The organism is Pseudomonas sp. MS646 (assembly GCF_036693845.1).
Classification (GTDB): Bacteria; Pseudomonadota; Gammaproteobacteria; order Pseudomonadales; family Pseudomonadaceae; genus Aquipseudomonas; species Aquipseudomonas chlororaphis_E.
The window spans coordinates 2,199,339-2,211,343 of the sequence record NZ_CP144763.1 but is presented as its reverse complement, the minus strand read 5'-3'; the positions used below and the strand labels follow the sequence as shown (position 1 = coordinate 2,211,343).

At 63.8% G+C, this 12,005-nt stretch carries 9 protein-coding genes; 4 read left to right on the top strand and 5 right to left on the bottom strand.

Annotated features, from left to right (window positions below; genetic code table 11):
- Window positions 1-6 precede the first annotated feature (6 nt).
- Window positions 7-828, bottom strand: a complete 822-nt coding sequence (locus V3H56_RS09820; RefSeq protein WP_338474531.1) for an alpha/beta hydrolase — start codon at window positions 826-828, stop codon at window positions 7-9.
- Window positions 829-1,085: 257 nt separating this feature from the next.
- Here V3H56_RS09820 and V3H56_RS09815 point away from each other — a divergent pair, with 257 nt between their 5' ends.
- Window positions 1,086-3,893, top strand: coding sequence for a winged helix-turn-helix domain-containing protein (locus V3H56_RS09815; protein WP_053150976.1), 2,808 nt, complete (start codon window positions 1,086-1,088; stop codon window positions 3,891-3,893).
- Here the strand turns inward: V3H56_RS09815 and V3H56_RS09810 are convergent.
- Entirely contained in the window at window positions 3,840-5,306 is a 1,467-nt protein-coding gene (locus V3H56_RS09810; protein WP_338474530.1) for a winged helix-turn-helix domain-containing protein, read from the bottom strand. The genes V3H56_RS09815 and V3H56_RS09810 overlap by 54 nt on opposite strands.
- Before the next feature lie 183 nt (window positions 5,307-5,489).
- On the bottom strand, window positions 5,490-6,440 hold the full coding sequence (locus V3H56_RS09805; RefSeq protein ID WP_042729768.1) for a GlxA family transcriptional regulator: 951 nt from the start codon (window positions 6,438-6,440) through the stop codon (window positions 5,490-5,492).
- A gap of 230 nt (window positions 6,441-6,670) precedes the next feature.
- Between V3H56_RS09805 and V3H56_RS09800 the strand changes: the two genes are divergently transcribed.
- A complete protein-coding gene (locus V3H56_RS09800; RefSeq protein ID WP_047737234.1) occupies window positions 6,671-7,393 on the top strand; it encodes a pirin family protein in 723 nt (240 codons plus the stop codon).
- A 115-nt stretch (window positions 7,394-7,508) separates the two neighbouring features.
- Here the strand turns inward: V3H56_RS09800 and V3H56_RS09795 are convergent, their stop codons facing one another.
- Window positions 7,509-8,537, bottom strand: coding sequence for a GlxA family transcriptional regulator (locus V3H56_RS09795; RefSeq protein ID WP_042729770.1), 1,029 nt, complete (start codon window positions 8,535-8,537; stop codon window positions 7,509-7,511).
- Between the two features lie 8 nt (window positions 8,538-8,545).
- Between V3H56_RS09795 and V3H56_RS09790 the strand changes: the two genes are divergently transcribed.
- Complete coding sequence (locus tag V3H56_RS09790) at window positions 8,546-8,827, top strand: hypothetical protein (RefSeq protein ID WP_144419419.1); 282 nt, start codon at window positions 8,546-8,548, stop codon at window positions 8,825-8,827.
- Window positions 8,824-10,767 (top strand): methyl-accepting chemotaxis protein, encoded by a 1,944-nt coding sequence (locus tag V3H56_RS09785; protein WP_042729771.1) that lies wholly within the window; start codon window positions 8,824-8,826, stop codon window positions 10,765-10,767. Before V3H56_RS09790 ends, V3H56_RS09785 begins: the two co-directional genes overlap by 4 nt.
- Window positions 10,768-10,937: 170 nt before the next feature.
- Here V3H56_RS09785 and V3H56_RS09780 read toward each other — a convergent pair whose 3' ends face one another.
- Window positions 10,938-11,840 (bottom strand): glycine betaine ABC transporter substrate-binding protein, encoded by a 903-nt coding sequence (locus V3H56_RS09780; protein ID WP_042729772.1) that lies wholly within the window; start codon window positions 11,838-11,840, stop codon window positions 10,938-10,940.
- Window positions 11,841-12,005: the final 165 nt, after the last annotated feature.

Here is a 12,005-nt window from a genome sequence, read left to right as displayed (position 1 = left end):
CCCCCTTCAGCCCTGGATAAACGCCAGCAAATCAGCGTTCAGACGGTCCTTGTGGGTATCGGTCAGGCCATGGGGCGCGCCGGGGTAGACCAGCAACTGAGCGTTCTTGAGCAGCTTGGCGGCGGCGATGCCGGCGGCTTCGATCGGCACCACCTGGTCGTCGTCGCCATGCACCACCAAGGTCGGCACGTCGATGCCGCGCAGGTCGTCGGAAAGGTCGGTTTCCGAGAACGCCTTGATGCAGTCATAGGTGTTCTTGTGCCCGGCGAGCATGCCTTGCATCCAGAACCAGTCGATCATGCCCTGGGAGACTTTGGCGCCCGGACGGTTGGCGCCAAAAAACGCGCTGGCCACATCCTTGTATAGCTGAGAACGGTCGGCCAGGGAGGCCTGGCGGAAGCCGTCGAACACCTCGATGGGCAAGCCGCCCGGGTTGGACGCGGTCTTGAGCATCAGCGGGGTCACCGCCGAGATCAGGCCGAGCTTGGCGACGCGCGCGGCACCGTGGCGACCGATGTAGCGCGTCACTTCGCCACCGCCGGTGGAGAAGCCCAGCAACACCGCGTCCTTCAGGTCCAGTCGCTCGATCAGCTCGGCCAGGTCGTCAGCGTAGGTGTTCATGTCGTTGCCGTCCCAAGGCTGGCTGGAGCGACCGTGCCCACGGCGGTCGTGAGCGATCACCCGATAGCCGTTGGAAGCCAGGAACATCATCTGCGCTTCCCAACTGTCCGAGTTCAATGGCCAGCCGTGGCTGAACACCACCGGTTGCCCACTGCCCCAATCCTTGTAGTAGAGCTCGGTGCCGTCGCGGGTGATGAAGGTACTCATGCCATGATTCCTTGAGGTGAGTGAATGGCTTCATGGTCTGGTCAGCAGGGGTGTGAGCGTGAGTTAAACGTTGTTAATTTTTTGTCGGAGCAAGACCCTCCCGCGATGAGGGTGTGACGTTTCCTGCGGGCCGAAGCGGCTTCATCACGAGCAAGCTTTTGCGCCTGCAAGGCTCTAAACCGTTGCACTTGCCGACAAACCTGAGGAACATGCTCGGGTATACCCGCCCTGCACCGGGACAGAATATCGAGCGCATGATGAGTCAATCCCCCAGCCTGCCCGTCGACCAGACGGTGCATTTCGGCCCTTACCGGGTCCACCCTCGACAGCGCCTGGTGATGGAAGCCGGGCAACCGTTGCGCCTGGGACGACGGGCGGTGGATATCCTGCTGGTGCTGCTCGAACACGCCGGGCAGGTGGTGAGCAAACAACAACTGATCGCCCGCGTCTGGCCCAAGAGCGTTGTCGAAGACACCAACCTGCGGGTGCACGTCGCGGCGCTGCGCAAGGCCCTGGGCGACGGCCAGGCTGGCCAGCGCTACATCATCACCGTGGCGCAGCGCGGCTACAGCTTCGTGGCCCCCGTGTCATTGGCCCCTCTTGAACCATCGGCGCCCACGCCCCACCCTTCCCTGGCGCACAACCTGCCGCTGCGGCACACGCGAATGATCGGACGCCACGCCCTGCTGGAAAACCTGGTGGCGCAACTGCCGCGCAAACGCTTCATCACCCTGGTGGGCACCGGCGGCATCGGCAAGACCACCGTTGCCCTGCGGGTCGCCGAACGGCTGATCGGCCGCTACCGTGATGGCACCTACCTGCTGGACCTGGCCCCACTGAACGACCCGGTCATGATCGCGCCCAACCTGGCGGCGCTGCTGGACCTGCCGTTGCAGGACGGCGACCCGCTGGAGACCATCACCCGGCAACTCAAGGAACGGCACCTGCTGCTGGTCATCGACAACTGCGAACACCTGATCGACGCCGTCGCCCAGCTCAGCGAAACCTTGCTGCGCGGCGCCCCGCACCTGCACATCCTCGCCACCAGCCGCGAAGACCTGCGTGCCGAAGGCGAACACGTCCAGCGCCTGGACGCCCTGGCGTTCCCACCGCCGGAAATGCCCATCGAAGGCTTCCCGGCCCTGGCGTACCCGGCCTTGCAGTTGTTCGCCGAGCGCGCGATGGCCAGCCGCGACGACTTCGAGCTGACCGACGCCGACGTGCCGCTGGTGGTGGACATCTGCCGGCGGCTGGACGGCATTCCCCTGGCCATCGAACTGGCCGCCGCGCAGATCAGCCGCTTTACCGTGCAACAGCTGCACCGGCAACTGCTGGACAGTCTGGCCTTGCTTCACAACAGCGGCGATGCCGCCCCTCGCCAGCAGACCTTGCGCGCCACGCTGGACTGGAGCTTCGCCCTGCTCACCCCTTGCGAGCAAACCTGCCTGCGACGGCTGGCGGTGTTCATGGGCAGTTTCAACCTGGTCTCGGCGGCGGCGGTGATCGTCGGCCAGCAGGTGGCGCCCGAGCAGGTGCTGGTGTCTGTCAGCCAGTTGGTGGCCAAGTCATTGCTCAACGTCGAGATCGGCGACGAAGAGGTGCGCTACCGCCTGCTGGACACCACGCGCAGTTATGCCCTGGAAAAACTCACCGATGCCGCAGAACTGTCCGCGAGCCGGGAACGTCACGCCGAGCGCTGCCTGACGCTGATGGAACAGGCCGAGGACGATTGGCAGACCACCCCGACGCGACTGTGGATCGGCCGTTACGCGGCCTATCGCGACGACATTCGCGCGGCGCTCGACTGGGGGTTGGGCGCGCAAGGTGTGCGGGCCGTGGCGATCCGCCTGACCGCCCGAACCTTGCCGCTCTGGCAGGAGTTGTCCTTGCTCAAGGAGCATGGCCTCTACGTCAGCAAGGCGCTGGCCTTGCTGCGGGCCACGCCCACGCCATGTCCGAAGCTGACCCTTGCCCTGGAACTGGCGCACGGCAGCTACCGTTACCACACCGAAGGCGGCACCCCGGCCACCATCAATGCCTTCATCACGGCGCGTCGGCTGGCCCGGCAAAGCCAGGACCTGGCCGGCGAATTGCGGGCGGTGTCCGGCCACATGGCGGTCAACCTCAGTTGCGGCAATTACCGCCAGGCGCTGGAGCAGAGCCAGGATTTCGACCGGCTGGGGCCTCAGGGCGACCCGATCCTGTCCCTCAGCGCCCAGCGCCTGCGTGTCCTGGCGCTGCACTTCGCCGGGAACCAGGCCGTGGCCCGCCGCGACGCCGAGCAGGTGATCCAGCGCATGGCCCAGAGCGGGCATCTGAGCCGTTTCACCCACGGTTTCGGCGTGCAGTACGACCAGAGTGTGGCGTCGCTGACCATTCTGGCGCGCATCCTGTGGCTACAGGGCTTCGCCGAGAAAGCCCAGCGGACCGCCGACCTGGCGTTGCAGATTGCCTTGCAGATCAACCATGGCACCTCGATCTGCTACACCCTGGCGCTGGCCAGTTGCGTGATAGCCCGCTACAACGGCGATCACGCAACCGCCCAGGACAGGCTCGACCTGTTGCAGCACCAGACGAAAAAGCACTTCGTGATGTTCTTCCACGACTGGGCCCGGCATTACGTCCGCGCTTTCGATAACCCGCCGCCGGAGATCGACTCGACCAGCGCGCGGTTGGTCCAGGACATCGTCACCACCCTGCGCGCCGATTGCGTCACCCCGGCACAACTGGAACGCGCCCACAGCGGCGCGGCGGGCTGGTGTGCGGCGGAGATCCTTCGGGCCGACGCGCAAACCCTGCTGGCACGCAACGACCCCGCGCTGGAGGCGCGTGCCGAAGAACAATTGCTCAAATCACTGGCGGTGGCCCGGCGAGACAACGCCCTGGCCTGGGAACTGCGCAGCGCCACGACCCTGGCGCGGCTGTGGCAACGTCGGGGCCAGGACCTGGACGCACACGGGTTACTCGGCCCGGTCTATCGGCGCTTCACCGAAGGCTTCGACACCCCCGACCTAATGGAGGCCGACGCGCTGCTCCAGGCCTTGTCGGGGCGGTGCGGGCCTTGAATGCAAGGGTTTGACGGCGTCCTGCAAGAGGTAGCGCCGGTGGTACAACGACCACTGGCCGCTGCGCCGGAGTTTTTCCAGGGCATAGGCGCGCGTGGTATTGAGCCAGAAAAACCGGACGCCATTGGCACAGGCCTCGACCATCACCAGGGACTGGCTGGCCAGGCGTGACAGCAACCACGGCAGTTGATCCACGCCCAGCTCCGGGCAACTGATGACCGCCATCGCCGCCTTCAGGGTAAAGGGCCGCTCAAACACCGCCAGCCGTTGGAACACCCGTTGCTCGGCGGCGCTCAAGCGTTCGAAACTCCAATCCAGCATCGCCTCCAGGCTCTGATGCCGGGCCACCGCGGTACGCCGCCCGTGGCTCAACAACGACAGCCCCTGCTCCAGTTGCTCCAGCACGCCGGCCACGCCCAGCACCCCGACCTGGGCCGCCGCGAGTTCCAGCGCCAGCGGCAAGCCGTCCAGGCGCTGGCAGATTTGCGCGATCGCCACCAGGTCGCGGTCGGTGGCGGCGAACCCTTGCTGCCGAGCGCCAACCCGTTCGATCAGCAGCTGCGTGGCCGGGCTCGCCAACAGTTGCGGCTCGAGTTCAAGGGGCGACACCCGTGCCAGGCCGGGCAACTGCACGGTGCATTCATCGACCATGTTCAAGGCTTCGCGGCTGCTCAACAGCAATGTCACACCGGGCGCCGAGGCGCCCAGCCTCAGCGCCAGCTCCCGACAGGCCAGCAACAGATGCTCGCAGCCATCGAGCACCAGCAACAGGCGCCGGGCTTGCAGTTGCCGGATCAGGGCGTCGGGCGCGAGCCCCAGGGCCTGCGCCACGTGTGCCTGCAACTGGTGCGGCTCGGTGAGGGCGGCCAGGTCGACAAACCAGGCGCCGTCGGCAAAATGCTCCAGCAACAGCTCCGCCACCCGCAGCACCACGGTGGTCTTGCCGACGCCACCCGGGCCGGTCACGGTGGTCAGGCGCTGACGGGGCACGTCGGCCAGCAACCGCCCCAACACTTTATCGCGACCGATCACCGGGCTCAGCCGGGCCGGCAGGTTGTGTCGTTCAAGGTCGGTCGTCGGGGCCAGGGAGGCGGCAAGGCAATAGCCTTGCCGGGGATCGTTGAGAATGTACTGGCAGCCGTCCTGCCCGTCGCCAAAGGCTCGGCGCAGGGCGGCGATGTGCACCCGCAGGTTGATTTCCTCGACGACGCTGTCCGGCCAGACGCGGGTCAACAAGGCTTGCTTGCTGACGTAGGCGCCGGCGTGCTCCACCAGCACCTGGAAAATGTCCAGGGCCCGCCCCCCCAGCACAAGCGGTTCGCCATCGCGGGTCACCAGACGTTGCTGGGGGTAGAAGACAAACGGACCGAAGCCCACCGCCGCTTCGGTATCGGGTGTGACGAGACTGTTCATGAGCAATCAAGCGCCGGATCACCGCGGCGGGCATGACGTCGCGAATCAACGAACGCGTCTGCCCCGGCTCCTGCACATCCTTTCCAGAGGGTGTGCCGTTATCTTGGCAGCCATCGTTTGCAGAACAATGCTGGCACAGGACGCACCACGGACATGACGATGCCCTGGACGGACATCTTCGGCTCAACTGAACTGTTGGCGGTACTGGACGGGGGTCAGGCCGAGCTTTTCACTGAACAGCGAGCGCATGTGCCGGACACTGCCGAAGCCGCTGCGAAAGGCCACGGTCTTGAGCGGCAGGTCGGTGCTTTCGAGCAACTGGCGGGCCCGGTCAATGCGCGCGCCTTGCAGGAACTCCATCGGAGTCATCTTCACTTCGCGAGCGAACAGCCGGGCGAAATGCCGCGAGCTCATGGAGGCCAGCGCCGCCATGCGCTCGATGGTGAACGGTTCCTCCAGGTGTTCCATGACATGGTTCTGCACCCGGGTAATGGCCGATTCCTGCGCCGCCACCGCGGCCACCAGCGGACTGAACTGCGCCTGGCCGCCCTGGCGCTTCATCACCACCAACAACACCTTGGCCACGTCCAGCGCCACTTTGCGGCCGTGATCCTGGGCAACGATGGACAGCGCCAGGTCGATACCGGCGGTGACGCCACCGGACGTGATCAGGCGCCGGTCCTGCAGGAAGATTTTATCGGTCTCCACCAGCGCCTTGGGGAAACGCTGGATCAGCCGCTCGGTGTAGTGCCAGTGGGTGGTGACGCGGTAACCGTCAAGCAACCCGGCCTCGCCCAGTACAAAGGCGCCGGTGCAAATCGAGCCGTAGCGCGTGGCCCGCTGCGCGGCGGCCTTCAGCCAGATGTGCAAGCCCGGGTGCCGGTCGTTGTAGGCGCCCGGCCCGCCCGGCACCAGCAACACGTCGTAGGCGGCCCACGCCTGGTCGATGTGGATGTCGGCCTGCACGGTCACGCCATTGGAAGCGCGCATCGGGCCGCGCTCGGTGCCCAGGGTCAACAGTTGATAATGGTTATCCGCGTCGAGGTACCGATTGGCAATCGAAAACACTTCCAGCGGCCCGGCCATGTCGAGCAACAAGAAATCGGGGAACAGCACCATTGCAACGGTTTTCATCAGTAGAAACGCCAGGAAATCAGAGAGACACAGTAAACGTTCAAGCCCACAAGGTCGGTGGAGGGGCATTATGACGAAGCCAAGCGCCGGGGGCGAGCTGACTATTGTCCACTCAAAAGAGACAGTATTTCGTTTTTCATCTACTTATTGAAGATTACGATAACCATTAATCTTCTTCTGAACCCGGCGAACGGCCCAGCCGCCGCCCACAGACATCAGGAGAATCCATCATGCTGACCCTTCGCAAAGCTTCGGATCGCGGCATCGCCCGCCACGGCTGGCTGACCTCGTTCCACACCTTTTCTTTCGCCAACTACCGGGACCTCAACCAACAGGGCTTCTCCGACCTGCTGGTCATCAACGATGACCGCGTCGCCGCCGCCAAAGGTTTCGGCCAGCATCCCCATCGGGACATGGAGATTTTCTCCTACGTGCTCGAAGGCGCGCTGGAACACAAGGACACCCTGGGCACAGGCTCGGTGATCCGCCCCGGCGACGTACAGTTGATGAGCGCCGGCAGCGGCGTGGCCCACAGTGAGTTCAACCACAGCGCGGACGAACGGGTGCACTTCCTGCAAATCTGGATCGTGCCCAATGTCAGCGGCGCCAAGCCACGCTACCAACAGGAGCACTTCAGCGCCGAACAGAAACGCGGTCGCCTGCAACTGATCATCTCCCCGGACGGCGCCGACGGCTCGCTCGAGGTGCGCCAGGATGCACGGGTCTATGCCGGGCTGTTCGACGGCAACGAAAGCGCCACCCTGACCTTGGCACCGGACCGTTACGCCTATGTGCACGTCGCCCGGGGCTCGGTCGAGCTCAATGGCCTGTCACTGCAGGAAGGCGACGGCGTGCGAGTCCGCGAGGAACAGGTGCTGACATTGAGCAACGGCGTGGATTCGGAAGTGCTGGTGTTCGACCTGCAACCGCGGGAACTGCCGCAAATGCCATGAGCCGCGACAGGGCTCCGGGCATGACCGAGGCAACGTTCAAGCGACCGCAATACCCCAAAAGGCGCAGGCCTCGTCCGACAAGACGAGGCCTCGGCGCATCCCCCACCCACAGCGCTTACTTGCGCGCGAACGTCGAACGGTAGCTGCCCGGCGGCACGCCGAAGAAGTCCCGGAAGCGTCGTTGGAAATGCGGCGAACTGACGAACCCCGTTGCCACGGCGATTTCCGTCACCGAGCGATTGGTCTGCTGGATGAGCTGGCGGGCGCGGGTCAGGCGCAGCTCCAGGTAGTAACGCGTCGGGGTCGCCCCGAGAAAACTGCAGAAACGCCGCTCCAGCTGGCGCTTGGAAATCTTCACGCAGGCCGCCAGCTCATCGATCGTCAGCGGCTCCTCGACGTTTTGCCACATCAATTCCAAGGCCAACTTGAGGCTTTCCGGCAGCGTTGGGTCGGTCTCGACGAACACCGGCGGCAGGTCCGACGCATCGCCCGATTCATCACAGCGCAGGATTTCCTCGATCGCGCCCACCAGCGCCTCGCCGCCCGTCTGGCGGATCAACTGGAGCATCATGCGCAACGAACTGTTGGCCCCGGCGCAGCTGACGCGTCCGCGGTCCAGGACATAGGCACGGCTGGACACCTTCACGTTGGGGAACACTTCGGCCATCATCGCCCGGCTTTCCGGGTGGACGGCGCACTCGAACCCTTCCAGCAGGCCGGCATCGGCGACAAAGAACACGCCGTTCCACAGCCCGCCCATGATCGCCCCGGCCGTGGCATTGGCGCGCAGCTTGCGGCGCAGCAACGGATGACCTTGCAGTTTCACGCGAAAACCGCCGGCGACGATCATCACGTCCTGGTTTTCCGGCATCTGTGCCAGCTCGATGTCGGTCGAGATGACAATTCCCAGGTCACTCGTCACCTGCCCACCCGAGACGCCCACCGTCAGCACCTCATAGAGGGGCTTGTCGCTCATCAGGTTAGCGGTCACCAGCGCATCGACCGCGCCGGTGAAAGACATCATCGAGAAATTGTCCATCAATACAAACGCGACGCGAATGGGCGCTTGGCTGGCCGGGGTCGCCCCCTGGGGTCGATAAGCCATGTTCTTGTTTTTAAGTACGCTCTCGAATGCGCTTGGCATAGGGCCTCGTGAATACAGAAGACGATCAGGACTTGCTTCACTTTTGCGTTCGCGCAAAGGCGGCAAGGCCATCCGCGCTATTTTCCAGCCTGGCCGCGTTCGCTGCAATCACCTTGCTGCGCGGCGCAGCGGCCGGTCCAAATTACGCTGAATGGTCTCAAGTGCCTACGACTTTGGTCGATATACCGGGTGTGGGCATGGGCGCTTTTCCCTTTCCAGAAACTCGCAACGCCAACCGCTATCGTTTCCGCCGTTCCAACATCAAAAATATTCCGCGGGAGAAGTCATGAATATCAAGCAAAAGCTGACATGGGCGTTCGCGACCATTGCCTGCCTCCCGGTTATCCTGGTGGCGGTGCTCGTCGTATTGAACCTGCGAGACGCGGCAAAGACCAACTTCCTGGACAGCAGCGGCCGCGAGATCCGCCAGATCGACAACGGGATGAAGATGTTCTTCGACGGCATCAGCCAAAACGTCGAGTTCTTCGCCAAGGATCCGCGGATTGTCTCGGCCAAGGGATTGAAGAACTATTCGAGCGCCGACGCCGCACAAATTCCCCTGACGGAAACCAACCAGCAGTTGCTGGCGATCTTCGACGGCTTCGCCAAGTCCCATCCGACCACCGCGTACCTTTCCCTGGGCCAGAATGACGGCGGCTACGCCAGCTGGCCTGACGACGCCAAGTTGTCCAACTACGACCCGCGCGTGCGCCCCTGGTACAAGGCTGCCCTGGCCTCGCCCGGCACCACCACCCGCACCGACGCCTACTATTGGGCGCCGGACGACGTGACACTGATCTGCACGGTCCACACCGTCACCGACGCCAACGGCAAGGTCATCGGCGTTGTCGGCCTGGACGTGTCGCTCAAGCAACTGACCGAACTGGTCAAGGCCATCAAGCTGGGCGACAGCGGTTACCTGATGCTGATCGAGGGCAACGGCAACGTCCTGGTGGATGCCAGTGACGCCAAGCACAACTTCAAGCCCCTCGCCGACCTCGGCCCCAACTATGCCGAACTGGCCAAGAGCGGCGACGGCGTGACCCAGATCGAGATCGACGGCGTGCCCTACATGGCCAACGTGGTCAGTTCCAAGGGCCTGGGCTGGCGCTTCATCGGCCTGATCAAGCGCGACGAAGTGATGGCCGAGGCGTCGAGCCTGACGTGGCTGATCGCAGTGATTGCCGCCGTACTGGCCGCGGTGTTCGCGGTGGTCGGGGCGAGCTTTGCCAGCGTGATCGTGCGTCCGATCCGCGGCGTGGCCAACGGCCTGCAGGAAATCGCCGAAGGTGAAGGCGACCTGACCCGTCAGCTCAGCGTGCAAGGCAAGGACGAAACCGCCACCCTGGCGAGCTGGTTCAACCAGTTCCTGGGCATGATCGCCCAGTTGGTGCAACGCATCGGCAGTGCGTCGTCCGATCTGCAGAGCGCCGCCGCCGATACCAGCGATGTCGCCCAGAACATGAACGAAGCCGCCGGGCGCCAGCGCCAGGCCGTGGAACTGGTGAGCACCGCGTTCAACGAAATGGTCGCCACCGCCAACGAAGTGGCGCGCTCGTGCAGCGAAGCCGCCTCCAGTGCCGACACCGGCTACCGTGACGTACACGACGGCCAGCATCACATCGGCGAAGCCACCGGCAGCGTGTTGAAACTGAGCGAGGACCTGCAGAAGTCGACCCAGACCATGCAGGCCCTGGAGCAGGACAGCAAGAACATCAACACCATCCTCGACACCATCCGCTCGATTGCCGAACAGACCAACCTGTTGGCCCTCAACGCCGCCATCGAAGCCGCGCGCGCCGGCGACCAGGGCCGCGGGTTTGCCGTGGTGGCCGATGAAGTACGGGCACTGGCACGGCGCACCGCCGACTCCACCGGTGAAATCGACAGCCTGCTGGGCAACCTGGCCCGACGGACCCAGGAAGTGACGCAGCAGATGCAGAGCAGCCTGCAAGTGTCGCAAACCAGTGTCGAGCGCATCCAGCAGGCCCGCGACAGTTTCGACAAGATCCGCCACTCGGTGGACTCGATTCGCGACCAGAACACCCAGATCGCCACGGCCGCCGAGGAACAGCATCAGGTGGCGGAAGACATCAACCGGCACATCGCGCAGATCCATGCCGACGCCCAGTTGGTCGAGGAATTCGCCCACTCGGCACAAACCGGTTCGGGCCGCCTGACGGACATTTCCGGGCAGCTCAAGGGGCTGGTGGGACGCTTCAAGTTCTAAGAGATGGCCCCAAGGGAGCCAGGGACGGCTCCGGGGTCAGACTGTCTAATGCATCGCCTGATCGATCAATCGTCATCAGCGACGATGCTTCTGCAAAAACTGCCAACAAAACCGGTGCCCCTCACCGTCCATCACGGGCACCGGCCCGCCCCATCACTCAACGCCGGCGATCATTGCTGGCCCGTTGTCGCGGACGCCGTCTGGTTGCCGAACATGGCTTCGAAACGCGGCTTGTTCGCGGCGTAGTACTCGGCAACCACTTTGTCAGCCGAGCTGTCGCGGGCGCTGGCCATCAACTTCTCAAGATCAGCCTGGGGAATCTTGAAATTGGCGAAAAACCGCGCGACGTCAGGGTGCTGCGCGCTGAAGCCTTTGCGGGCAACGGCGTGGATCTGCTCGGCGCCGCCAAAGATCTGCTTGGGATCATCGAGGTAGCGCAGCGACCATTTGGAGAACATCCAATGGGGGCTCCAGGCGTTGATCAGTGACCACCGGTCACGCTTGAGGTTGCGGTCCAGCTCGCTCAGCATGCCAGACTCCGAGGACGCGACCATCTTGTAGCCATCGAGCTTGTAGGCCTGGATGGCTTTCTCGGTGAGCTTGTACTGCCCATTGCCCACTTCGGAGGTGAGGATCTTGCCGCCGAGTTTCTCCCGCACCTCAGGCTTGTTGAGGTCTTCGACGCTGGCCAGCTCGCTGGTGGGAACGGACGTCGGCACCGCCATGCCGATCCGCCCTTCATACAACCAGCCCAGGTCTTCGAGCTTGTCCTGGTACTTGTCATAGAACGACTTGTGCGTGTTTGGCAGCCAGACCATCGGAATCAGGTCGATGCTGCCGTTGGCGAGTGCCTGGAACTGAATGCCGATATCGGCCAGGACCAGCTTGACCGGTTGCTTGAGATGGTCTCGCAGGGCCGTGTCTGCCAGTTTCACGGCGATTTCCGTATCCGACCAATTCACCCACCCGATCCGGATAGGCGTGGGTTCCTCGGCTTGTGCAACCAGGCAACTGGAGGCCATCGCCAGGCCGGCGAGCCAGCCGATACAGCTTCTACTGGATAACGTGATCATGGTGCGTCTCCGCGTCTGTATTAATGGTTATTGGCAGGGCAGTAGAAAAAATTTCAAGCCGATAGTAATCCCGGCCTTGGGGTTGGGCAAGGGAAATGTACACCAGTGTCACAACCGTTGACACAGGTGAACATTGCACATACCGTCATGTCAAAACCCAGCCTG

What these genes read in the sequence shown, in the direction of transcription:
- V3H56_RS09780 (WP_042729772.1), bottom strand. Translation starts at nt 11,840, where the DNA reads ATGATCACGTTATCCAGTAGAAGCTGTATCGGCTGGCTCGCCGGCCTG.
- V3H56_RS09795 (WP_042729770.1), bottom strand. Translation starts at nt 8,537, where the DNA reads ATGCCAAGCGCATTCGAGAGCGTACTTAAAAACAAGAACATGGCTTAT.
- V3H56_RS09815 (WP_053150976.1), top strand. Translation starts at nt 1,086, where the DNA reads ATGAGTCAATCCCCCAGCCTGCCCGTCGACCAGACGGTGCATTTCGGC.
- V3H56_RS09785 (WP_042729771.1), top strand. Translation starts at nt 8,824, where the DNA reads ATGAATATCAAGCAAAAGCTGACATGGGCGTTCGCGACCATTGCCTGC.
- V3H56_RS09800 (WP_047737234.1), top strand. Translation starts at nt 6,671, where the DNA reads ATGCTGACCCTTCGCAAAGCTTCGGATCGCGGCATCGCCCGCCACGGC.
- V3H56_RS09810 (WP_338474530.1), bottom strand. Translation starts at nt 5,306, where the DNA reads ATGAACAGTCTCGTCACACCCGATACCGAAGCGGCGGTGGGCTTCGGT.
- V3H56_RS09805 (WP_042729768.1), bottom strand. Translation starts at nt 6,440, where the DNA reads ATGAAAACCGTTGCAATGGTGCTGTTCCCCGATTTCTTGTTGCTCGAC.
- V3H56_RS09820 (WP_338474531.1), bottom strand. Translation starts at nt 828, where the DNA reads ATGAGTACCTTCATCACCCGCGACGGCACCGAGCTCTACTACAAGGAT.